Origin of the sequence: Streptomyces sp. AK02-01A (genome assembly GCF_033795305.1) — a bacterium.
GTDB lineage: Bacteria > Actinomycetota > Actinomycetes > Streptomycetales > Streptomycetaceae > Streptomyces.
In genome coordinates this window covers 34,765-57,143 of sequence record NZ_JARBAE010000010.1, presented here as the reverse complement: position 1 = coordinate 57,143, position 22,379 = coordinate 34,765, and the positions used below count along the sequence as shown (strand labels likewise).

Here is a 22,379-nt window from a genome sequence, read left to right as displayed (position 1 = left end):
CGTCCGTTCCACTCCGCCCGGGCCCGGCGCACCACGGCGCAGGTGACCGCCGAGCGCCCGGCGCGCGGGCTCGACTTCCGCTTCGGTACGAGGAGTTCACCTCCGCCCGCCAGCGCGGCGGCCTCGGCGACGGACGGTGTGCCCACGGCGGCCAGCGGCGCGGCGGACGGATTCGGTACGGCGATTCCGGCCAGCAGAGCGGCCGGATATCCCCGCACCGGCACACCCAGCCGGGCCGCCGCTCCGACGATCCCGGCCTCGCCGGCCCTGGTGTCAAGAGTCGCCAGCTCGACGACGGAGAGCGGTGCGAGTCCCGCGTCCCGCAGCGTGTCCTCGATCAGCCCGAGCACCTCGCCGGCACCGGCGCCACCGCGCGCGCCGACCCCTACGACCAGCACGTACGACGAGGCCACGGCGCCGGTCATGGACCGCGCCTTTCCGGCCCGGCGGCGTGTCCCGGATGTGCGAAGTACGGGCCCGATCGGCTATGCAGGGGCGCATGGCGGTCTTCGTCGCGCTCGGCGCGTTCCTCATGACGCTGTTCGGCGGCTGGACGGCGCAGCGCGTCACCGACCGCCGCCATCTCGTACTGGGCCTGGCCGGCGGTCTGATGCTCGGCGTGGTCGGACTGGATCTGCTGCCGGAGGCGATGCGCGCGGCCGGTGCGGAGGTCCTCGGAGTGCCGCAGGCGCTGCTGCTGTTCGTCGGCGGCTTTCTCGTGGCCCATCTGGTGGAACGGTTGCTCGCCGGCCGCCGGGCGGCCCACGGCGCCGGCCCTCGGGAAGACGGCCGGGCACCGGGAACAGGACTGGCCGCGGCGGCCGCCATGGTCGGCCACAGCCTGATGGACGGCGTCGCGCTCGGCGCGGCCTTCCAGGTCGGCGGCGGCATGGGCACCGCCGTCGCGGTCGCCGTCATCGCGCACGACTTCGCCGACGGCTTCAACACGTACACGCTGACCAGCCTGTACGGGAACGCCCGGCGCAGAGCGCTCGCCATGCTCTTCGCGGACGCCGTCGCGCCGGTCGCCGGCGCCGCGTCCACGCTGTTCTTCACCCTTCCGGAGGAACCGCTCGGCAGCTATCTCGGTTTCTTCGGCGGCGCTCTGCTCTATCTCGCCGCCGCCGAGATCCTGCCCGAGGCGCACCACGAGCACCCGGCGCGCTCCACCCTGCTCTGCACGGTCCTGGGAGTGGGCTTCATCTGGCTGGTGGTGGGCGTCGCCGGCTGAGCGGCGGACCGTCCGGAGGCCGGCCACGGCATTCACCGCCGGGTCCGGCTCATGCCACACGTCTCGCGGCACATCTTTCGACGAACCGCCGTGCCATCTCCGGCGCCGCCGCCCAGTGCGTATGCAGATAGCTCGCGTGCACACCCCCCTGGACAAACCCCTCCAGCCGGCGTTCCGGCTGTGTCAGCCCCCACGCCGGGGCCGTCCCGGCGCCCGGTTCCAGCACCGTCCGGTGGAACTCGTGCCCGCGGACCCTTGTCCCGGCCGGTGCCAGCGCGCTGTCACCGACCGCCACCGCCTCCCGGTAGCCCAGCGTCAGCCGGCCCGACATCCGGGCGTCGGCGGCGAGCACTCCGCACATCGGCTTCCCGTCCAGGGAGCGCGCCAGATACAGCAGCCCGGCGCACTCGGCGGCCACCGGCGCGCCGGAGTACGCCAGTTCCGAGACGGCCTTGCGCAACGGCTCGTTGGCCGACAGCTCTGGCGCGTACACCTCGGGAAAGCCGCCACCGACCACCAGGCCGCTGGTCCCGGCCGGGAGCCGCTCGTCACGCAGCGGGTCGAACGGTACGACGTCCGCGCCGGCCGCCGTGAGCAGCTCCGTGTGTTCCGCGTACGAGAAGGTGAACGCGGACCCGCCGGCCACCGCCACCACCGGCCGGGCACCGCCCGATGGCACGACCGGTTCGAGACCCGGCGCCCAGGCCGTCGTGTCCAGCGCCGGCGCGCCGCGCGCGAGCGCGAGAAGCGCGTCCAGATCGCATCCGGCCCGGATCCGCGCGGCCAGCTCCCGCATCGAGCCCAGCGCGTCCGCGTGCCGCTCAGCGACCGGGACCAGACCGAGATGGCGCGACGGCGTGCCGACCAGATCGGTGCGCCGCAGCACTCCCAGCACCGGCACACCCGACTCGTCCAGCGCGTCGCGCAGCAGCCGCTCGTGCCGGTCCGTGGCGACCTTGTTGAGGATCACACCGCCGATCCGTACCTCCGGATCCCAGGACGCGAAGCCGTGCACCAGCGCCGCCACCGACCGCGACTGCGAGGAGGCGTCCACCACCAGCACGACCGGCGCCCGCAGCAGCTTTGACACCTGTGCGGTGGAGGCCAGTTCGCCTTGGCCGGAGGCGCCGTCGTAGAGGCCCATCACGCCTTCGACGATCGCGAGGTCGCAGCCCGCCGCGCCATGCGCGAACAGCGGCCCGATCAGCCCGGGGCCGCACATGTAGGCGTCCAGATTGCGGCCCGGACGCGTCCGTCCTCCGGCCGACACCGCCAGCGCGTGATATCCCGGATCGATGTAGTCGGGCCCGGCCTTGTGCGGAGAGACGGCGAGGCCGCGCTCCGAGAAGGCCGCCATCAGCCCCGTGGCTACCGTGGTCTTGCCGCTGCCGGACGACGGCGCGGCGATGACCAGGCGCGGGACGTTCACCACTCGATGCCCCTCTGGCCCTTCTGGCCCGTGTCCATCGGATGCTTGACCTTGGTCATCTCGGTGACGAGGTCCGCGAAGTCGAGGAGTTTCTCCGGGGCGTTGCGGCCGGTGATCACCACATGCTGGGTGCCTGGCCGGTCGCGCAGCACCTCGATCACCTCGTCGGTGTCCACCCAGCCCCAGTGCAACGGATAGGCGAACTCGTCGAGGACATAGAGCCGGTGCGTCTCGGCCGCCAGATCACGCTTGACCTGCTCCCAGCCCTCGCGCGCCGCCTCCTCGTTGGAGAGCTGCGAATCGCGCTGCACCCAGGACCAGCCCTCACCCATCTTGTGCCAGGCGACGGAACCGCCCTCGCCGCTCGCGCCCAGCACCTTCAGCGCCTGCTCCTCGCCGACCTTCCACTTCGCGGACTTCACGAACTGGAACACTCCGATCGGCCATCCCTGGGTCCACGCGCGCAGCGCGAGCCCGAACGCCGCCGTCGACTTGCCCTTGCCGGTGCCCGTGTGGACGAGGACCAGCGGACGGTTGCGGCGCTGACGGGTGGTCAGACCGTCGTCCGGTACGGTTTCCGGCTGTCCCTGTGGCATTAAGCGGCCCTCCCGCGGTGGTTGATTCCCGTGCTTCCTTCGCCGCTCCTGGTCCCCTGTACGTCCCTGACCAGACCGGCGATGCTGTCGGCGCGCAGTTCGTCGAGAGTGACGGCGGTGCCCGCCAGATCGGTGGCGAGGCTCCTGGCGAGACCGAGCCGCACCGGCCCCGACTCGCAGTCCACGACCACCGAGGCGATGCCTTCCGACGCGTGCAGCCGCGCGGCGCGCGACGCGAGCGCCACCGGATCCGGGCCGCCGGTCGCCCGGCCGTCCGTCACCACCACCAGCAGCGGACGGCGCGCGGGGTCCCGCATCCGCTCCACCCGCAGGACGTCATGCGCCTTGAGCAGCCCGGCCGCGAGCGGCGTGCGGCCACCGGTGGGCAGCGACTCCAGCCGGGCCGCGGCGGCGTCCACCGACGACGTCGGCGGCAGCGCCACCGCCGCCTCCTTGCCGCGGAAGGTGACCAGGCCGACCTTGTCACGCCGCTGATACGCGTCCAGCAGCAGCGAGAGCACCGCGCCCTTCACCGCGCTCATCCGCTGCCTGGCCGCCATCGACCCGGACGCGTCGACCACGAACAGCACAAGATTTCCCTCGCGTCCCTCGCGGGTCGCCTGCCGCAGATCGTCGCGGCGGACCACCAGACCGGGGCCGCTGCGCCCGCGCGCCCGCTGGTGCGGCGCCGCGGCCCGCACGGTCGCCGCGAGATGCAGCCGGGTCAGCGCGCCCCGTGGACGCCGGGAGCCCGTCGTCCTGCCGTGTTCGGTGCGGGCCCGCGAGCGGCGGCCGGCCGCTCCCTCACCGAGGCCCGGCACGCTCAGCGTCTTCGTACGGAACGGCTCGGCGGCCCGCACGGCGGACTGCTCACCCGCCCCGGAGGCCCGCGGCCCGCCCTCGGCCTCCGGCCGCGCGGGCGTGTCGTCCTGTCCGGAGGCCGGCTCCCGCGGCGTGTCCTGGCCTTCGGGACCGGACGCCGGCGGCCGCCCGCCACCGCCGCCGGGACCGTCAGGCCCGCCGTCGGGACCGTCCGGCTCGGGATGGTCGTCGCCGTCGCTGTCGTGCTCGCCGGCGAACTCCTCCAGCGTGTCGTCGAGCTTCTCCTCGTCCAGCCCCGGCGCGTCGAAGGGATTACGGCGCCGCCGGTGCGGCAGCGCCAGCAGCGCTGCCTGCCGTACGTCCTCCGCGAGCACCTCCGTACGCCCGGCCCAGGCGGCCAGCGCCGTCGCGGTCCTGGCCATCACGATGTCCGCCCGCATCCCGTCCACCTCGAAGGCGGCGCAGGTCGCGGCGATCTGCAGCAGCGCCGCGTCGCCCAGCCGCACTTCGGGCAGCAGCGCCCGCGCGGTGCCGATGCGCTCCCGCAGGGCGCTCTCCTCGCCGGCCCATCGCGCGGCGAAGCCCGCCGGGTCGGCGTCGTACGCGAGCCGCCGCCGTACGACCTCCACCCGCTGACCGGGCTCGCGCGAGGCCGCGACCTCCACGGTGAGCCCGAACCGGTCGAGCAACTGCGGCCGCAGCTCGCCCTCTTCCGGATTCATCGTGCCGACGAGAAGGAAGCGCGCCGCGTGCCGTACGGAGACGCCCTCGCGCTCGACGTACGAGGCACCCATGGCGGCCGCGTCCAGCAGCAGGTCGACCAGGTGGTCATGGAGGAGGTTGACCTCGTCGACATAGAGCACGCCCCGGTGCGCGTCGGCGAGCAGTCCGGGCTCGAACGCCTTCACACCTTCCGAGAGCGCCCGTTCGATGTCCAGCGCGCCGACCAGCCGGTCCTCGGACGCGCCGACGGGCAGCTCCACCATCCTGGCCGGCCGGGACGTCCCGGGCGCGCTCTCGTGCGGCCCGTCCGGGCACGCGGGGTCCGGCGCGGCCGGGTCGCAGCTGTACCGGCAGCCCGCGACGGTCGCCACCTCGGGCATCAGCGCCGAGAGCGCCCGCACCGCGGTGCTCTTCGCCGTGCCCTTCTCACCGCGGACCAGGACACCGCCGACCGCCGGACTGACCGCGTTGAGCAGCAGGGCCAGCCGCAGATCGTCCATCCCCACGACGGCGGTGAACGGAAAGGGTGTGCTCATATGCTGATCGCTCCTTCGAGTGGCCGGCGTCCGGCGGCACGGATACGACGGCGGGAACACACAGGGGCGTCCCCGCGAAAGCTGGTGATCATGGCGCTCCCGGCGGTACGAAGGGCAGGCCCGCCGGCGCCCCTTCCTCGATCAGCCGCAGCAGCGCGTCCGTGTCCGCGTGCTCCTCGACGAGATCGCCGAGCAGGTCGAGCTGTTCCTCGCGGAGCGTGCCGAAGCGTGTGTCCGGCGCCGGGACGAACCGCCGTCCCGCCGCCCGCGCCACCTCGGTCAGGAAGCGCCGCCGGAACGCGTCGCTCTCCAGCGCCCCGTGCCAGTGCGTGCCCTGGACGGCCCCTGACCGGCAGCCGTCCACCGGCCGCCCCTGCCTGTCCGAGAAGAACGTCTCGCCGCCCCGGACGTCCGCGACGCCATGATGGATCTCGTATCCCTCGACGGCCTCGCCGAGCGCCACGCCCGACGGTCTGGCCAGGGTCTTCTCCCGGTCGAAGCGGATCCGCACGGGCAGCAGCCCAAGACCGGGCACGCTGCCCGCCCGTGACTCGACGTCGTCGTCTATGCGCTCGCCCAGGATCTGGTAGCCGCCGCAGATCCCGAGCACGGGACGGCCCTCGGCGGCCCGCCGGACGATCGCGTCGGCCAGCCCGCGCTCACGCAGCCAGGCCAGGGCCCGCACCGTGCCGCGAGTGCCGGGCAGGACCACCAGATCGGCGTCGGCGAGTTCCTCGGCCCGGTCCACGAACCGCACCACGACCCCGGGCTCCGCCGCCAGCGCGTCCACATCGGTGAAGTTGGACATCAGCGGCACGGCGGGGACCGCGACCCGCAGCACGTCCTCGCCGTACGGAGCGGAAACCCGGGACTCGCGGGCGCCGCCGCGCAGTGAGACCCGCAGTCCGTCCTCCTCGTCGATCCCGAGGCCGTGCCGGTACGGCAGCACGCCCAGCGTGGCCCGCCCGGTCAGACCGCGGAGCATCTCCAGACCCGGTTCCAGCAGGGACACATCACCGCGGAACTTGTTCACGAGGTAGCCCGCGACCAGCGCCTGGTCCTCCGGGCTCAGCAGCGCGGTCGTCCCGAAGAACGAGGCGAAGACCCCGCCGCGGTCGATGTCCCCGACCACGACCACCGGCAGCCGCGCGGCCCGCGCCACGCCCATGTTCACGATGTCGGTACGGCGCAGATTGATCTCGGCCGGACTGCCCGCTCCCTCGCAGATCACGGCGTCATGGGTGCGCCGCAGCTCTTCCAGGCACTCAAGGACCGTCCCCAGCAGCGCTTCCCGTCCGCCGCCGTGCGGTGTGCTCCCGGCAGACGACGCGGCGGAGCCGGAGGCCCCGCCGGATCCGAAGAACCCCCGGGCGCTCATCTCGCCGACCGGACGGCCCATCAGCACCACCTGGCTGCTGCGGTCACCGCCCGGTTTCAGCAGCACCGGGTTCATCAGCGCGGTCGGCTCCACCCGGGCGGCCTGCGCCTGCATCGCCTGCGCCCGGCCGATCTCCGCGCCTTCGCGGGTCACGAACGAGTTCAGCGACATGTTCTGCCCCTTGAAGGGCGCCACCTTCATCCCCCGGCGTACCAGCCACCGGCAGATCCCCGCCGTGACGACGCTCTTTCCGGCGTCCGAGGTGGTCCCGGCCACCAGCAGCCCGCCACCGAGCCCGTTCCGGCTCATCCCTGTCCCTTTCCGGAAGCCGTTGCCGCGCCCGTGCCGGAAGCGGCGCGCGTCCGGCGTATCGCGCCGTACGCGAAACGGCCCGCGACACAGGCCGCCAGCGCCAGCGTGTTCACCCGGCGCGACAGACGCACCGCCCGCTCGATGTCCGCGACCTCGACGGGCCGTCCCTCGCCGTTGAGCACCGGCCGGTGCTCGATCCGGCCGGCGTACGCCAGCGTCCCGCCGAGGCGTACGCCCAGCGCGCCCGCGAACGACGCCTCCACCGGGCCCGCGTTGGGACTCGGATGCCGGCCGGCGTCGCGCCGCAGCGCGCGCACGGCTCCACGCGGGTCGCCGCCCGCAGGCACGGCCAGCGCGGCGGTCAGCCGGGCCCCGGGCCAGCCGGCGACATCGTCGAGGCGCGCCGAGGCCCAGCCGAAGCGGCGGTGCACGGCGGACTTGTGACCCACCATCGCGTCCAGCGTGTTCACCGCCCGGAACGCCACAAGACCGGGCACGCCCGCGACCGCTCCCCACACCAGCGCGCCGACGACGGCGTCCGAGGTGTTCTCGGCGACGGACTCCACGACGGCGCGCGCGATCTGCTGAGCGTCCAGTGCCTCCGGGTCGCGCCCGCACAGCCGTGGAAGCCGCTCCCGGGCCAGTCCGATGTCTCCGGCGGCGAGCGCGCCGCCGATGGCCCGCGCCTCCCGTCCCAGCGAGGTGCCGCCGACGACGGCCCAGGTGGCGGCGGCGGTCAGCGCCACGGAGGCGGCGCGACGGTCCCGTACGCCCCGCGCGGCGAGCGCCGCGGCACCGGCGGCGCCGCCGACACAGACCGCGGTGTGCAGCGCGCCCCAGCCGCGGTGGTCATGCCACAGGACCCGCTCGACGGCCGTCGCCGCCCGGCCGAACGCGGCGACCGGGTGTCCACGGCGCGGATCGCCGAACAGCCGGTCACCCAGGAGGCCGGCGGTCGCGCCGTACGCGAAGATCCGTCCGGCGGCTGAACCGCGGCCAGGCATGAAGAAGTGTCCTCACTCAGGGTCCGCGCCCCGGCTCGACGTGTTGCGGCGGCGAGAGTTCCTGGCTCCCGGGAGACCAGGCTCCCAGTGACAGTGGCGGGACCGCGCCGGATTCGCACCGGCTTCCTCTTCTGCCTCCGTAAATGGCCCCGGCAGTCCACCACGCGGCCCAAACACCCGTCAACTCATCGCTGACCTGCGACGGGACAGTGTGCCGAGACGCACATGGCGCGCCGGCGCGCCGGAGACACGGCAGAGCCGGTCCCGGCGCACCCGAAGTGCGCCTGGACCGGCCGGTGCCGGAGGAGTCCGTGGCCGCTCAGACGACGATCAGATGAATCCCGTACGCGACGGCCGCGCCGCACAGCGCGAAGCAGACATAAGCGCCCGCGCGGACCGCCGCCGCGGCTCCGCCGGAACCCGCAGCGGGCGCCGGCGGCTGCTTGGCGAGCCCCACGACGCCGAGTGTGAACAGGCCCACGAGTCCGATCGTGGCCGCGAGGCTGACGCCGAAGACGGAGCCGAGCGCCGTCCAGTCGATGTGCATGCTGCTCCTTGGAGATCGCGCGAATGAGTGAGGTGGAAGAAGGAGCGGGGCGAGAGGCGAGCCCGGCACGCGCCGCCCCGCCTGTTCGCGCGGCCTCCTACACCGTGGCGGTTCGCGCCGGCTCGCCGGAGTCGACCGCGGGGGACGGAATGGTGGTCGAGAGGTCCGGCGCGACGCCGGTCGTGTGCGGCGGGGTGACGGCGGCCATGGCGGCCGTCATGACGTCCGCCGGCTCGGCAGCGGTGACGTTCGTGTGGTCGACCGGCTGCCGGCGCGAGGCGAGCCAGATCGCTCCGGAGACCGCGACGAGCAGCACGGCGACCACCGTCACACCCCAGGCGCCCTGGCCGGTCAGGAACTCGGCTCCGGCGGCGACCAGCCCGGCGGACGGCAGGGTCAGACCCCAGGCGATGAACATCCGGGTGGCGGTGGACCAGCGGACCACGCCGCCCTTGCGGCCGAGCCCCGCGCCCATCACGGCGCCGGAGCAGGACTGCGTCGTGGAGAGCGAGAAGCCCAGGTGGGAGGAGGCCAGAATGACGGTCGCGGCACTGGTCTGGGCGGCGAAGCCCTGCTGCGGCCGGAGCTCGGTGAGGCCGGTGCCCATGGTGCGGATGATGCGCCAGCCACCGAGATACGTACCGAGCGCGATCGCGGTGCCGGCGGAGACGATGACCCACAGCGGCGGATTGGAACCGGGAGCGAGGACGCCGCCGGTGACCAGTGCGAGAGTGATGACACCCATGGTCTTCTGCGCGTCATTGGTGCCATGGGCGAGGGAGACGAGCCCCGCGGAGGCGATCTGTCCGGCGCGGTAGCCCTTGGCGGTGGCCTTCTCGTCCGTGCGGCTGCCGATCAGATAGGTCAGCCGGGTCGCGAGCAGGGCCGCGAGGCCGGCGACGACGGGAGCGGCGAGCGCCGGAATCAGGACCTTGGTGATGACCACACCACCGTTGACGCCCGACGCGCCGGCCGACATCAGCGTGGCGCCGATCAGGCCGCCGAAGAGTGCGTGGGAGGAACTGGACGGCAGGCCGAGCAGCCAGGTGAAGAGATTCCAGAGAATGGCGCCGACGAGCGCCGCGAAGATCACTTCGGTCTGGATGCCCTGTTCGTTGATGAGCCCGCCGGAGATGGTCTTGGCGACTTCCACGGACAGGAACGCGCCGACGAGATTCAGTACGGCGGACATGGCCACCGCGATCTTGGGCTTCAGTGCGCCGGTCGAGATGGTCGTCGCCATCGCGTTGGCGGTGTCGTGGAAACCGTTCGTGAAATCGAACACGAGAGCCGTCACGATCACGATCGCGAGCAGCAGCGTGATGTGTTCCATTTACCCAGGCAATCGTTTGACGTCGGTGGCCGCGGTGAACGTATGGAATCAGAGTGAACGGAAGATGAACTGGATAAGGCTTCGCGGTGCCCTCGTGTGAGGAGATGTTGCTCCGTTTGCACCGGCGGCCGGCGGCCGTGACGCCGACCCGTCCCGCCTGACAGGATCACCGCATGACCGATCACCAGCGGCAGGACGCGACGGAGAGCGATCAGCGGCGGGACGCCGTCGCCCGCGCCTGGCGGGATCTCGTGGCCACGGCCCGCAGGACGGCGGCCGAGGGACTCGTCGTCGGCACCTCGGGCAATGTATCGGTACGGGTCGGCGAACTGGTCCTGGTCACTCCGAGCGGCGTGCCGTACGACCGGCTGACGGCCGAGGACACCGTCGCCGTCGATCTCGAAGGACGGCAGGTGCTCGGCGATCTCGTCCCCACCAGCGAGCTCCCGCTCCATCTGGCCGTCTACCGCAACACCTCGGCCGCCGCCGTGGTCCACACGCACGCGGTGCACGCCACCGCCGTCTCCACCCTCGTCCCAGAACTGCCCCTGATCCACTACATGGCGGCGGCCTTCGGCGGGCCCGTCCGCGTCGCGCCGTACGCGCTGTACGGCACGGACGAACTGGCCGCCAACATGCTGCGCGCCCTGCGCGACCGCACGGCGTGCCTGCTCCAGAACCACGGCACCGTCAGCTATGGCGACACCCTCGCCAAGGCGTACGACGACACGGCCCAACTGGAATGGATGTCCCGCCTCTGGCTCGTCGCCGGAGCCGTGCCGGGCCACACTCCGGCGCTGCTGTCACCGGCCCAGGTACGCGAGGCCGGGGACAAGCTCAGAGGCTACGGCCAGCGGCCCTGAACGCCCGCGCGGCCGGCCCGTCCGCCGCCCGGCGGCACCGGGCCTTTCCCACCGACGGACGCGTCCACTGGCCGAGGCGGGCGGGCGTGACGACACTGGACCTGTGCGCCCGGCTACAGCGACGGCAGCGGCCGTCTCCACACTGATCGGGGTCGGCGCGGCTGCGGTCGCCGTCGGCCGGTACGCGGGCGACGCCGCGCTCAAGGTGTCGCCGGGCCGGCCGCTGCCCAGCGACCCCCGCCTCACCGTGCACGCCACGGCCGCCGGGCAGGTCACCCTGACCCGCTGCCTCGCCTCCCTGCGCCCAGGCACCTACGGACTCGAAGGACCCGGCGTCCACGCGGTCGTCGGCCCCGTCCTGGAGAGCGTGCCGCACGCCGCCGACACCGTCGTACGCCGGCTGGAAAGCGTCAGCCACGGGAGCCTCGCTCCCGGCACCCGGGTGCGGCTCACCCCGCAGGTGCACAGCGGCGACCCGACGACCGCTCTCGATCTCGACCACAAGGACGTGGAGATCGTCGGCGAACTCGGTTCCCTGCCCGCGTGGTTCGTACCGGGACAGCGCGAGACCTGGGTGATCACCGCACATGGGCTGGGCACCACCCGCGAGCACCCCATGAACATCATGGCGTTCCTGGCGGAACTGGAGCTCCCGGTGCTCGACCTCGCCTACCGGGGCGACCCCGGCGCCCCTCGGCCGCCCGACGGTCTCGGCCACCTCGGCGAGTCCGAGTGGCGCGACCTCGACGCGGCGATCCGCTACGCCGTCCGCTACGGCGCCGACCGCGTGATCCTGATCGGCTGGTCCATCGGCGCGTCGATGGCCCTGCACGCCGCCGTCGACTCCACGCTCACCGAACGGATCTCCGGGCTGGTGCTCGACTCACCGGTGCTGGACCCGGAGGCCACGCTGCGGGCGCTCGCCACCGCCCGCCGCACCCCCGGACCACTGCTGCCGCTCGCGGTCAGGGCGGCCCAGGGCAGGACCGGGCTCCGCGGTGACCTGCTGCGCCGGGCCACCGACACGCGCAACCTGCGGGTTCCGACGCTGATCTGCCACGGCCCGGACGACACGCTTGCCTCCTGGGACTCCTCCCGTGAGCTCGCCGCCCGGCGGGCCGACCTGATCAGTCTCCACGCCGTCGCGCACGCTCCGCACGCCGCCATGTGGAACGCCGATCCGACGGGATACGAGGAGGCGCTCCGCCGCTTCCTCACTCCGCTGCTGTAGGCCCGGTCCGACACATCCCGCCGTCCGCCCCCCGGGGTCCGGTGCGTGCGATCGCGAGGCGGAGGAGCGGGCTCGTACGGGATGTACGCGGCTGACGCCGACAGCGCCGCGAGCGGGCGTGCCGGGCGTCGCGGGCCGGGCGGGATGTGCCGGACCGGGCCTGGTGCCCCGCCCGGACCGCGTCCTCCGCCTCGCGATCCGCCAGGTCCTCCGCCGGGCCCCGGACCTGTCCTGTCCGGACCGGTCCTCAAGCCGTCCGCACGCCGCCCAGCAGGGCTTTTCCCACCCGGTCGCACCGATGCCCCGTCTCCGCCGGAGGAGCCCCTTCCGGCCGCCCCGGAGCGACGGAACAGATTCCGTTTGGGCTTTCGGGCGGTCACCGGGAAGACTGCTCTCGTGACGTCCCGAAAGCCTGATGAGCAATTGGCGCGCAACTCCAGACTCCGACTCGTCCGCCCGAGGTCGTTGGCCACGGCCCGACGGGCCGTGACCGATGGGCGCAACAGGCCGGCACCCCGGCCGCCCGAGGGCACTCCGCCTCCCGCGGAGCTGGCCCGCCAGGCGAGGGAGGTCCTCGCCGATGCCGTGCGGATCGCCCGCTGGGCGGCCGTCGACCGGGACCCGGGCGCGGGTCCACTCACCGAGGCCGCGCAGGAACGGGCCGCCACCGCACTGGAGTTGACACCGGACCAGGTGCGCGCGAGCTGGGACCGCGCCCGGCTGGCCGGACTCGTCGAGCTGCACGGCGGCACCGTACGTCCCGGCTGGCGGCTCCAGGCCTGGGACCGCGACGACAGCGCCGTCCAGCGCGGCTGGGTCGCGCTCTTCGACGCCTGGTCGCTCGTCCACCCGGCGCCCGCCGATGTCGCGCCGGCCACGGTGGCCGAGGTCGTCGAAGCCGTCCCTCAGGTGCTCTCGCTCCTCCAGCTCTCGGCCGGCCCCGTGCTCGTACCGGCCCTGCTCGATCTGCTGCGGCAGCGCGTCGCGGAGCTCCACGAGGAGCGCTGCGAGGTCCCGTACGCGCCGGGATCCGTCCCGGCCGAGCCGGCCGCCCAGGAACCACCGGCGGACGCCCTGCTCCCTCCGCTGCTCCAGTGGGCCCTGGAGGGCCTGGCCGCCGTCGGCGCGCTGACCCTCGGCGAGGGCCAGGCGACCCTCACTCCGCTCGGAAACTGGGCGGTCTGGGTCAAACTGGAGCAGATCTGTGTCGCGGCCCAGAGCCCCGCCGGCAATATCGAGCAGTCCGCCCAGGACATGCTCCGCGGCTGCGCCCGGCTCACGCCCGGACCCGCCCGCGCCGAATACCGCGCTTGGCTCGCCGCCCGCACCATCGGCAGCGCCGTCACCGAACTGCTCGCCGTCGCCCGCGGCGAGGACGCCCTTCTGCGCGGCCTCGCCTTCGAGGCGCTGCGGGTCGTCGGCGCGCCCGCCGAGGCCGGCGTACGGTCGGCGGCGGACGACAGCTCGCTGCGTCCCTACGCGCTGCTCTGGCTGGCGGAGTACGAGGGCGCCGACCCGGAGGACGCCGCCGATGTCCTGACGCGCGAGGAGTCGACCTGGCTCTGGGTGGACACCGCCGCGGCCGTCGCCGACCACGGTGAGAGCGACCTGCTGGTCCGTCATCTGGATTCCGCGGTCCAGGGCAATGTCCCGGCACTGCTCGACGAGATAAGAGCCGTGGGCCATCCGCGTACCGTCCAGGTGCTGGTCGCCCTGGCCGCCGCGCACCCGGATCCCGCTCTCGCCAAGGCCGTGCGCCGGGCGGCGTTCCAGGTGCACACCGGAGGCTCCTGACCCGGCACCGTGCTTCGGGCCCGCGCCCGGCATCACCATGGCCTCGCCGCGGGCCGGTTCCGCGCCGCGCCGGGTCCAGGAACGGAAATGATCTCTCCGGCCGGGTCCGCGGTCCGGCGGACCCGGGTACCGGGCCGGGAGGCAGTTGCGCGGCCCGGCTAGACTGGCCCGTATGGCATTTCTCCTTGTGCATTAGCCGGCGTCGAAGAATCCCTCCGCCAGCCCTCTTCCGCCGTCCATACCGCCCTGGAGTCTTTCCGTGATCACCGCAACCGGCGTCGAGCTGCGCGCCGGAGCCCGTGTCCTCATCGAGTCCGCCTCGTTCCGCATCGCCAAGGGCGACCGCATCGGTCTCGTCGGCCGCAACGGAGCCGGCAAGACCACGCTCACCAAGTGCCTCGCGGGCGAGGGCATCCCCGCCGCCGGCACGATCACCCGCTCCGGCGAGGTCGGCTATCTGCCGCAGGACCCGCGCACCGGCGACCTCGATGTCCTCGCGCGCGACCGCGTCCTCTCCGCCCGCGACCTCGACTCCGTGCTGCGGAAGATGCGGGAGAACGAGGAGCGGATGGCGAACGGCAAGGGCGCCACCCGCGAGAAGGCGATGAAGAAGTACGAGCGCCTGGAGACGGAGTTCCTCACCAAGGGCGGATACGCCGCCGAAGCCGAGGCCGCCACCATCGCCGCCGCGCTCGGACTGCCCGACCGGGTGCTCGGCCAGCCCCTGCACACGCTCTCCGGCGGTCAGCGCCGCCGGGTGGAGCTGGCGCGCATCCTCTTCTCCGACGCCGACACCCTGCTGCTCGACGAGCCCACGAACCACCTCGACGCGGACTCCATCGTCTGGCTGCGCGACTACCTCAAGACGTACCGCGGCGGCTTCATCGTGATCTCCCACGATGTCGACCTGGTCGAGACGGTCGTCAACAAGGTCTTCTACCTGGACGCCAACCGCTCTCACATCGACGTCTACAACATGGGCTGGAAGCTCTACCAGCAGCAGCGCGAGGCCGACGAGAAGCGCCGCAAGCGCGAGCGGGCCAACGCGGAGAAGAAGGCCGCCACCCTGAACTCCCAGGCCGACAAGATGCGCGCCAAGGCCACCAAGACCGTCGCCGCGCAGAACATGGCCCGCCGCGCCGAGCGGCTGCTGTCGGGCCTCGAAGCCGTGCGCCAGTCCGACAAGGTCGCCAAGCTGCGCTTTCCCGAGCCCGCTCCCTGTGGCAAGACGCCGCTGACGGCGGAGGGCCTGTCGAAGTCGTACGGCTCCCTGGAGATCTTCACCGATGTCGATCTGGCCATCGACAAGGGCTCCCGGGTGGTGATCCTCGGCCTCAACGGCGCGGGCAAGACCACACTGCTGCGGCTGCTGGCCGGGGTCGAGAAGCCCGACACCGGACAGGTGACGCCCGGCCACGGCCTCAAGCTCGGCTACTACGCCCAGGAGCACGAGACGCTGGACCCGGAGCGCTCCGTCCTGGAGAACATGCGCTCCTCGGCGCCCGACCTCGATCTCGTCGACGTCCGCAAGACACTCGGTTCCTTCCTGTTCTCCGGAGACGACGTCGACAAGCCGGCCGGAGTGCTCTCCGGCGGTGAGAAGACCCGGCTCGCGCTGGCGACCCTGGTCGTCTCCTCCGCCAATGTGCTGCTGCTCGACGAGCCGACCAACAACCTCGACCCGGCCAGCCGTGAGGAGATCCTCGGCGCGCTCCGTACGTACAAGGGCGCGGTCATCCTCGTCACTCACGACGAGGGCGCGGTCCACGCGCTGGAGCCGGAGCGGATCATCCTGCTGCCCGACGGGGTCGAGGACCTCTGGGGCGCGGACTACGCGGATCTGGTCGCGCTCGCCTGACGGCCGGCCGCCGGCCTGGCCGTCTCATGATCCAGAGGCGTGATCCACTCACGTGATCCACTCCGTATGGATCATTCGGCTCAGCAGTGATCCTTCATCTGTGTGAGTGCGTCTCGTACTGCGGCGCGCCGCGCGACGGACCGGGCCGTCCCGGCCTTGGTCCGCGCCGACCCGGCCGCACGCCGCTGACCTGGCACTTCCGCCGCACCTTCGCCCAGAGGCCGAGGCGGGCATCGCCGGAATAGGTAACTCCGCCCGTATCCGGAGCCGGAAGCCCGCCAAAGCTGGTCCCACGGACCTTGCCGAATGGGTGGCCAGGAGGCCCGCGAGGGGTGATCATGAGAAGTCCAGAGCGCACTTCCCATGAGGAGGCACGGGTGGCCGAGACTCTGAAGAAGGGCAGCCGGGTAACCGGCGCCGCGCGTGACAAGCTCGCGGCAGACCTGAAGAAGAAGTACGACAACGGTGCGAGCATCCGGGCGCTGGCCGAAGAGACCGGCCGTTCCTACGGATTCGTTCACCGGATGCTCAGTGAGTCCGGAGTCACGCTGCGGGGACGTGGCGGAGCGACGCGAGGCAAGAAGGCCGCTTCGGCCTGACGACCGAGCACGACTCCTCCGGCCACCGGTTCGGATGGTGGCCACCCGGTCGATCACATGATCGCCCAGGTGGTTACTGTGCAGTCACTTGGCTCGATGCCCTGACTGCCCGAACCGGAGGCGCCCCATGACTTCGCTCGAATCAGTACTCGACAAGGACGGCGTACGGCTCACCGTCGAGGACGCGATCGGCACGGTGACGCTCACCAATCCGGCCAAGCGCAATGCCCAGTCTCCCGCTCTGTGGCGGGCGTTGGCAGAAGCCGGAAGGGCGTTGCCGGGCAGTGTGCGGGTCGTGGTGCTGCGCGGTGAGGGTGTGTCCTTCTCCGCGGGGCTCGACCGGCAGGCGTTCACTCCCGAGGGTTTCGACGGCGAGCCGTCGTTTCTGGATCTCGCGCGGGGCTCGGACGCCGACCTCGACGCGGCCATCGCCGCATACCAGGAAGGCTTTACCTGGCTGCGGCGCAATGACGTCGTATCGATCGCGGCCGTTCAGGGACACGCGATCGGAGCCGGCTTCCAGCTCGCGCTCGCGTGCGATCTCCGGATCGTCACCACGGACGTGCGGTTCGCCATGCGCGAGACGAGCCTCGGCCTGGTCCCCGACCTCACCGGCACCCATCCGCTGGTGGGGCTCGTCGGTTACGCGCGTGCGCTGGAGATCTGCGCCACGGGCCGCTTCGTCGAGGCCGCGGAGGCCGAACGGACCGGGCTCGCCAACCTGGTGGTGGCGCCCGGCGAACTCGACGACACCGTAAAGGACTTGGCGGGCGCGCTGCTGGCCGCACCGCGAGACGCGGTGATCGAGACCAAGGCGCTGCTCCAGGGCGCGTCCGGCCGCACCTTCGAGGCCCAGCGCGCCGCCGAGCGCGCCGCACAGGCCCGCCGGCTGCGCGATCTCGCCGGCCTCGCCGACTGACAGCCGCCGCTTCCGCCGTGAGCCGGACGGGACTGTCGTGAGCCGGACGGGACTTCCGCGACACGTCCTAGCTCCACTGGTCCAGCGGGCTCCGCGGATTCCTCCGCCGTTTCCGGCAGCGCCGTCACCCACGGATCCGTTCTGACCGGCGGCGGCCCCGGCCGGTCCTCGCGCCGGCCTGCCTCATCCACGGCGCGGAACCGGACAAGCGGTCCTAATGTGAGCGACAGAGCCCATCTCCGCACGGAAAGGGATGAATGGCGATGTCAGACAGCGCGCCCCGCAATCAGGCCATGTCCTCCGGCAGAGAGCCGTCGGGCGAGGAGGCGAGAAGGCCCTCCGCCACCAAGCGCGGCGGTGGCCCTCCCGGATCCCGTGGCCGTACCACCATCGCCGACGGCGTTGTGGAGAAGATCGCCGGACTCGCGGCCCGGGACGTGCTCGGTGTACACGCCATGGGAAGCGGGATGTCGCGGACCTTCGGCGCCGTACGCGACCGCGTCCCCGGCAGCGGCAAGTCGTCCGTCAGCCGAGGCGTGAAGGCCGAGGTGGGAGAGGTACAGACAGCGATCGATCTGGAGATCGTCGTCGACTACGGAGTCTCGATCACCGATGTCGCCGTCGCCGTACGCGAGAACGTCATCTCCGCGGTCGAGCGGATGACGGGACTTGAGGTCGTCGAGGTCAATATCGCGGTCAGCGATGTGAAGCTGCCCGACGAGGACGATGACGAAGGACCGGAGACACGGCTCCAGTAGCGGTCCGGGAAGCGCGGAGGAGCGGAAGAGGAGCGCACGATGAGCATGGCTGTGGTCGGCCTGTTGGCCGGTATGGCGCTCGGATTCGCCGGTTATTTCGGCGGATTCGGAGCCTTTGTGCTGGTGGCCGCGCTGGGCGTGGTCGGGTTCGTGGCCGGGAGGTTCCTGGACGGCGATCTGGAGCCCGGCTACTTCTTCCGCAGTCGCGAACGCGACGACCGGCGGCGGTGACCTCGCGTGGCCGGTGACCGGATGGCGGCCGGTGAGCGCGGAGCGACGACCATCGCCGACCGCGTCGTCGCGAAGATCGCCGCGCAGGCGGCGCGGGAAGCGCTCGGCGGAGTGCCGGCAGGCGGAGCCGCGCCGCACGCCACTGTGACGGTGCACCACGACATCGCGCATGTGCGCGTAGGCATCGAACTGGACTATCCCTCCGACATCGGCGGCCAATGCCGCGCCGTGCGTCACCAAGTCACCCAGCGGGTACGCGCGTTGGCGGGCATGGAGGTGCCCGAAGTGGTGGTGCGTGTCGAAGAGCTGCACTCCGTCCATTCGCGAGGCGCGGCACAGGGGAGAATCCGATGAGCGAACCCGTGGCCGGAGGCACCGGACAGGACAGGGAAGACGAGCGGGGCGGCGTACTCGAACGGGACCAGTCGAGCTCCGCCACGCGGTACGAGCCGGAGCCGCCGGACGACGGCGCGGGCGGCAGGGCCGGACGCTTCTGGTCCACCCGCCGGATCCCCGCCGCGCTGGTCTCCCTGGTCGTTCTCGGCGCCGCCGGGCTGCTGTTGTACGACATCGCGGCCGTGCGGGCCGGCCATCCCGCCATGTCCTGGCGCCGCGAGCTCGCCGGCGAACTGGCCCGGCAGCCGCTCGACCAGACCTGGATGCTGGTGGCGGCGGCCGTCGCGATGGCTCTCGGAGTGTGGCTGATCGTGCTCGCGCTCACTCCCGGACTGCGCGGAGTGCTGCCCATGCGGCGGGACTTCGGAGAGGTACGGGCCGGACTGGACCGGGAGGCCGCCGCGCTGGTGCTGCGCGACCGCGCCATGGAGGTCTCCGGAGTGCAGTCGGCGCGGGTGCGGGTGGGCCGCTCCAAGGTGAAGGCGCGCGCTCAGTCCCACTTCCGTGAACTCGACGACGTACGCGCGGACTTGCGCGACGTGCTGGGCACCGGCGTCAGGGAGCTGGGCCTCGCCAGGCCGCCCGCACTGTCGGTGCGAGTCCGCAGGCCCACCAGGAAGAGGTGACGGCGTGATCAGGGTGGTCAACCGCGTACTGCTGGCTCTGATCGGTCTGGTGCTGCTCTGCGCGGGCGGCTTGGTGCTCGCGCAAGGAGTGCGGTGGCCGGTGCCGTCCTGGTGGCCGTACGGCGGACCGCACGATGTGCTGCTGAGCCGTGTGAACCGCCTCCGGTGGCGCGAGGACGGCTGGTGGTGGCCCGCCGTCATCGCCGCACTGGCGGTCGTGGTGGTGCTGGCGCTGTGGTGGCTGCTGGCGCAGCTCCGGCGTTCCCGGCTGGCGGAGGTCCTCGTCGACACCGGTGACGGTGAAGGAGCGCTGCTGCGCGGCCACGCGCTGGAGCACGTGCTGGCGAGCGAGGCCGAGTCGCTGGACGGCGTGGCCCGCGCGAGGGTCAGGCTGACGGGCCGTCGCGGCGCTCCGTCCGCACGCGTCCGGATGCTCCTGGACGCTCACGCGGCGCCGGGTGAGGCGCTCAGGCGCCTTGTCCACGAGGCGCTGGCCCATGCCCGTGACTCGGCGAACCTGAAGGCGTTGCCGGCGCAGGTCCGGCTCCGTGCGGCGAAGCACCGCGCGGAGCGGGTGAGCTGACGGCCGGTTCCGGCCACGGCGCGGGCGGCCCGCAGGGCGCAGGCCGCCACACGCTCTAGAAACCGTGGCGCGCGCCGCCGTCCACCGGCAGCATCAGGCCCGTCAGATAGGACGCCGCGGGCGAGAGCAGGAACGCCGCCGTACCGCCGAACTCCTCCGGGGTGCCGTAGCGGCGCAGCGGTATGCGCGACTCGTTTCTCGCCTTCGCCGCCGCCGCGTCGCCCGACAGGGCGTCGAGTTCGCGCACGCGGTCCGTGTCGATCCGGGACGGCAGCAGGCCGAGGACCCGGATTCCACGCGGGCCGAGTTCGTTCGCGAGGGACTTCGCGAAGCCGGCCAGGCCCGGCCGCAGACCGTTGGAGATGGTCAGGCCCGGGATCGGCTCGTGCACCGATCCCGAGAGGACGAAGCCGATGACACCGCCCTCGCCCAGTTCCTCCGCCGCCGCGCGCGCCAGCCGTACGGCTCCCAGGAAGACCGACTCGAACGCCGTCTGCCACTGCTTGTCGGTGGTGTCCGCGGCGAACCCGGGCGCCGGGCCGCCGACGCTGATCAGGATGCCGTCGAAGCCGCCGAACCGCTCCCGGGCCGCGCCGATGAGGCGTTGTGGAGTGGCCGGGTCGGCGTTGTCGGCGGCGAGTCCGTGAGCGCCGGGCCCGATCGCCTCGGCGGCCTCCGTGACACCGCTCTCGTCGCGTCCGGAGATGACAACCTTCGCGCCGTCGGCCGCGAGTGCCTGCGCGGCGGCACGGCCCAGCCCCCGCGACGCACCGGTGACGACATAGACGCGGTCTCTCAGTCCAAGATCCATGGACCTATCCTGCCGTGCCCGTCCCAGCCAGGGTCAGCGCGGTCACCACCAGTCCGATATGGCTGAATGCCTGCGGATAGTTGCCGAGTTGGCGTCCGGCCGCCGGATCGTACTCCTCCGCCAGCAGCCCGACGTCGTTGCGCAGCGAGAGCAGCCGCTCGAAGAGCTCCCTGGCCTCCTCGGTCCGCCCCGTCATATGAAGCGCGTCGGCCAGCCAGAACGAGCAGACCAGGAACGTCCCCTCGTCGCCGGGCAGGCCGTCGACCTCGGGACCCGTCGTGCTGTAGCGGCGCACGAGTCCGCTCTGTCCCAACTCCGCCCGCACCGCGTCGACCGTGCCGACGACCCGGGGATCGTCCGGCGGCAGAAAGCCGACCCGCGGGATGAGCAGCGTCGCCGCGTCCAGCTCCGCGGAGCCGTACGACTGGGTGAAGGTGTTCCGCTCCGGGTCGTACCCTTTCTCGCACACCTCCCGGTGAACCTCGTCCCGCATCGTCCGCCACCGCTGCACATCACCGCTGCGCGAGTGATCGGCCTCCAGCGTGCGTACGGCCCGGTCGGCGGCGACCCAGGCCATCACCTTGGAGTGCACGAAGTGCCGGCGCGGCCCACGGACCTCCCAGAGGCCCTCGTCCGGCTCCCGCCACTTCGACTCCAGGAAGTCCAGCAGAGCGAGCTGAAGACTCCAGGCGTGCGGCTTCGGAGAGAGTCCCGCCATCCGGGAGACATGGAAGGAGTCTATGACCTCGCCGTAGACGTCGAGCTGGAGCTGGTCGACCGCGTTGTTGCCGATCCGGACGGGCGCGGATCCCTCGTAACCGCTCAGCCAGGGCAGCTCGCTCTCCGGCAGCCGCCGCTCACCGGCGAGCCCGTACATGATCTGCAGATCGGCCGGGTCTCCGGCGACCGCGCGCAGCAGCCAGTCGCGCCAGGCGGCGGCCTCGTCCAGATAGCCGACCGACAGCAGGGCTCCGAGCACCAGAGTGGAATCGCGCAGCCAGCAGTAGCGGTAGTCCCAGTTCCGTACGCCGCCGGGATCCTCCGGCAGGGAGGTGGTGGGCGCCGCCACGATGCCGCCGGTCGGCCCGTAGGTGAGTCCCTTGAGTGTGATGAGGGAGCGCATGACGGCGGCGCGGTACGGGCCTTCGTACGTGCACCGCGCGGCCCAGGCCTCCCAGTCCTCCAGGCTGTGCTCCAGCGACTCGTACGGGTCCACGAGCGGCGGACGCGGCTCGTGCGAGGGATGCCAGGTGAGGACGAACGCCACCTTCTCGCCCTCGCCGACGGTGAAGGAGGAACGCGTACTGAACTGCTGGCCCCAGGTCTTGACCGCGGGTTCGCTGCGCAGCCACACGGAGTCGGGGCCCGCCACCGCCACCCGGTGCCCGTCCGAGCGGCGCATCCAGGGCACCACGGAACCGAAGTCGAAGCGCAGCTTCAGCGTGGAGTCCATGTCGACGGAACCGCTGACTCCCTCCACGATCCGCACGACATCGGGTGCCACATCACGCTGCGGCATGAAATCGATGACCTTCACCACACCCGTCCGGGTCTCCCACACGGATTCCAGCACCAGCGAGTCACCCAGGTAGCCGCGCCGCGTGCAGTCGCCCGCGCCCGTCGGCGCGATCCGCCAGTGGCCGTTGTCCTCGTCGCCGAGCAACGAGGCGAAGCAGGCCGCCGAGTCGAAGCGCGGAAGGCACAGCCAGTCGATGGAACCGTCCATGCCGACCAGTGCGGCGGTCTGCAGATCGCCGATGAGCGCGTAGTCCTCGATGCGTTGGGTCACGCCACCCCTG

At 72.3% G+C, this 22,379-nt stretch carries 21 protein-coding genes, 1 pseudogene and 1 riboswitch; of the genes and pseudogenes, 12 read left to right on the top strand and 10 right to left on the bottom strand.

Annotated elements, in window-relative coordinates:
• Positions 1-23: 23 nt before the first annotated feature.
• Positions 24-395: pseudogene (locus PV679_RS12820) on the bottom strand (cobalamin biosynthesis protein); the annotation flags it as partial.
• Between the two features lie 104 nt (positions 396-499).
• On the opposite strand from PV679_RS12820, the gene PV679_RS12815 reads away from it, so the two are divergent.
• Positions 500-1,231: a ZIP family metal transporter gene (locus tag PV679_RS12815; protein WP_319680284.1), complete on the top strand. Its 732-nt coding sequence runs from the start codon at positions 500-502 to the stop codon at positions 1,229-1,231.
• A gap of 49 nt (positions 1,232-1,280) precedes the next feature.
• Here the strand turns inward: PV679_RS12815 and PV679_RS12810 are convergent, their stop codons facing one another.
• The 7 genes from PV679_RS12810 to PV679_RS12780 all read right to left on the bottom strand — a co-directional run bounded on the left by PV679_RS12810 (position 1,281) and on the right by PV679_RS12780 (position 9,911).
• Positions 1,281-2,663 carry a cobyrinate a,c-diamide synthase gene (locus tag PV679_RS12810; RefSeq protein WP_319680283.1) on the bottom strand — a complete coding sequence of 461 codons (1,383 nt, stop codon included), beginning with the start codon at positions 2,661-2,663 and terminating at the stop codon, positions 1,281-1,283.
• Positions 2,657-3,256 (bottom strand): cob(I)yrinic acid a,c-diamide adenosyltransferase, encoded by a 600-nt coding sequence (gene cobO / locus PV679_RS12805; protein ID WP_319680282.1) that lies wholly within the window; start codon positions 3,254-3,256, stop codon positions 2,657-2,659. Before cobO ends, PV679_RS12810 begins: the two co-directional genes overlap by 7 nt.
• Entirely contained in the window at positions 3,256-5,337 is a 2,082-nt protein-coding gene (locus tag PV679_RS12800; RefSeq protein WP_319680281.1) for a putative cobaltochelatase, read from the bottom strand. The genes cobO and PV679_RS12800 overlap by 1 nt, the downstream gene beginning before the upstream one ends.
• 88 nt (positions 5,338-5,425) lie before the next feature.
• Positions 5,426-7,024 (bottom strand): cobyric acid synthase, encoded by a 1,599-nt coding sequence (locus PV679_RS12795; RefSeq protein WP_319680280.1) that lies wholly within the window; start codon positions 7,022-7,024, stop codon positions 5,426-5,428.
• Positions 7,021-8,031 carry a cobalamin biosynthesis protein gene (locus tag PV679_RS12790; protein ID WP_319680279.1) on the bottom strand — a complete coding sequence of 337 codons (1,011 nt, stop codon included), beginning with the start codon at positions 8,029-8,031 and terminating at the stop codon, positions 7,021-7,023. The genes PV679_RS12795 and PV679_RS12790 overlap by 4 nt, the downstream gene beginning before the upstream one ends.
• A gap of 35 nt (positions 8,032-8,066) precedes the next feature.
• A riboswitch (cobalamin riboswitch) is annotated at positions 8,067-8,200 on the bottom strand.
• Between the two features lie 150 nt (positions 8,201-8,350).
• Entirely contained in the window at positions 8,351-8,578 is a 228-nt protein-coding gene (locus tag PV679_RS12785; RefSeq protein WP_319680278.1) for a hypothetical protein, read from the bottom strand.
• 97 nt (positions 8,579-8,675) lie between these two features.
• Positions 8,676-9,911, bottom strand: coding sequence for an inorganic phosphate transporter (locus tag PV679_RS12780; protein ID WP_319680277.1), 1,236 nt, complete (start codon positions 9,909-9,911; stop codon positions 8,676-8,678).
• A 173-nt stretch (positions 9,912-10,084) separates the two neighbouring features.
• On the opposite strand from PV679_RS12780, the gene PV679_RS12775 reads away from it, so the two are divergent.
• The 11 genes from PV679_RS12775 to amaP all read left to right on the top strand — a co-directional run bounded on the left by PV679_RS12775 (position 10,085) and on the right by amaP (position 19,769).
• Positions 10,085-10,774 (top strand): class II aldolase/adducin family protein, encoded by a 690-nt coding sequence (locus PV679_RS12775; protein ID WP_319680276.1) that lies wholly within the window; start codon positions 10,085-10,087, stop codon positions 10,772-10,774.
• 103 nt (positions 10,775-10,877) lie between these two features.
• Positions 10,878-12,005: an alpha/beta hydrolase gene (locus PV679_RS12770; protein WP_319680275.1), complete on the top strand. Its 1,128-nt coding sequence runs from the start codon at positions 10,878-10,880 to the stop codon at positions 12,003-12,005.
• Between the two features lie 486 nt (positions 12,006-12,491).
• The gene (locus PV679_RS12765; RefSeq protein ID WP_319680274.1) at positions 12,492-13,799 is read left to right on the top strand and encodes a hypothetical protein; all 1,308 of its coding nucleotides are present in this window, start codon (positions 12,492-12,494) and stop codon (positions 13,797-13,799) included.
• 259 nt (positions 13,800-14,058) lie between these two features.
• Complete coding sequence (locus PV679_RS12760; protein ID WP_319680273.1) at positions 14,059-15,657, top strand: ABC-F family ATP-binding cassette domain-containing protein; 1,599 nt, start codon at positions 14,059-14,061, stop codon at positions 15,655-15,657.
• Between the two features lie 377 nt (positions 15,658-16,034).
• The gene (locus PV679_RS12755) at positions 16,035-16,256 is read left to right on the top strand and encodes a helix-turn-helix domain-containing protein (protein WP_030753304.1); all 222 of its coding nucleotides are present in this window, start codon (positions 16,035-16,037) and stop codon (positions 16,254-16,256) included.
• Positions 16,257-16,383: 127 nt separating this feature from the next.
• Positions 16,384-17,175, top strand: coding sequence for an enoyl-CoA hydratase/isomerase family protein (locus PV679_RS12750; protein WP_319680272.1), 792 nt, complete (start codon positions 16,384-16,386; stop codon positions 17,173-17,175).
• A gap of 263 nt (positions 17,176-17,438) precedes the next feature.
• On the top strand, positions 17,439-17,933 hold the full coding sequence (locus tag PV679_RS12745) for an Asp23/Gls24 family envelope stress response protein (protein ID WP_416069708.1): 495 nt from the start codon (positions 17,439-17,441) through the stop codon (positions 17,931-17,933).
• Between the two features lie 39 nt (positions 17,934-17,972).
• Positions 17,973-18,164 (top strand): hypothetical protein, encoded by a 192-nt coding sequence (locus PV679_RS12740; protein WP_319680271.1) that lies wholly within the window; start codon positions 17,973-17,975, stop codon positions 18,162-18,164.
• Between the two features lie 21 nt (positions 18,165-18,185).
• Complete coding sequence (locus tag PV679_RS12735; protein WP_319680386.1) at positions 18,186-18,518, top strand: Asp23/Gls24 family envelope stress response protein; 333 nt, start codon at positions 18,186-18,188, stop codon at positions 18,516-18,518.
• Entirely contained in the window at positions 18,515-19,186 is a 672-nt protein-coding gene (locus PV679_RS12730; protein ID WP_319680270.1) for a DUF6286 domain-containing protein, read from the top strand. The genes PV679_RS12735 and PV679_RS12730 overlap by 4 nt, the downstream gene beginning before the upstream one ends.
• A gap of 4 nt (positions 19,187-19,190) precedes the next feature.
• Positions 19,191-19,769: an alkaline shock response membrane anchor protein AmaP gene (amaP, locus tag PV679_RS12725; RefSeq protein WP_319680269.1), complete on the top strand. Its 579-nt coding sequence runs from the start codon at positions 19,191-19,193 to the stop codon at positions 19,767-19,769.
• A 55-nt stretch (positions 19,770-19,824) separates the two neighbouring features.
• Here the strand turns inward: amaP and PV679_RS12720 are convergent, their stop codons facing one another.
• Positions 19,825-20,580: an SDR family oxidoreductase gene (locus tag PV679_RS12720; protein WP_319680268.1), complete on the bottom strand. Its 756-nt coding sequence runs from the start codon at positions 20,578-20,580 to the stop codon at positions 19,825-19,827.
• A 4-nt stretch (positions 20,581-20,584) separates the two neighbouring features.
• Positions 20,585-22,369 (bottom strand): glycoside hydrolase family 15 protein, encoded by a 1,785-nt coding sequence (locus tag PV679_RS12715; protein WP_319680267.1) that lies wholly within the window; start codon positions 22,367-22,369, stop codon positions 20,585-20,587.
• Between the last annotated feature and the right edge of the window lie 10 nt (positions 22,370-22,379).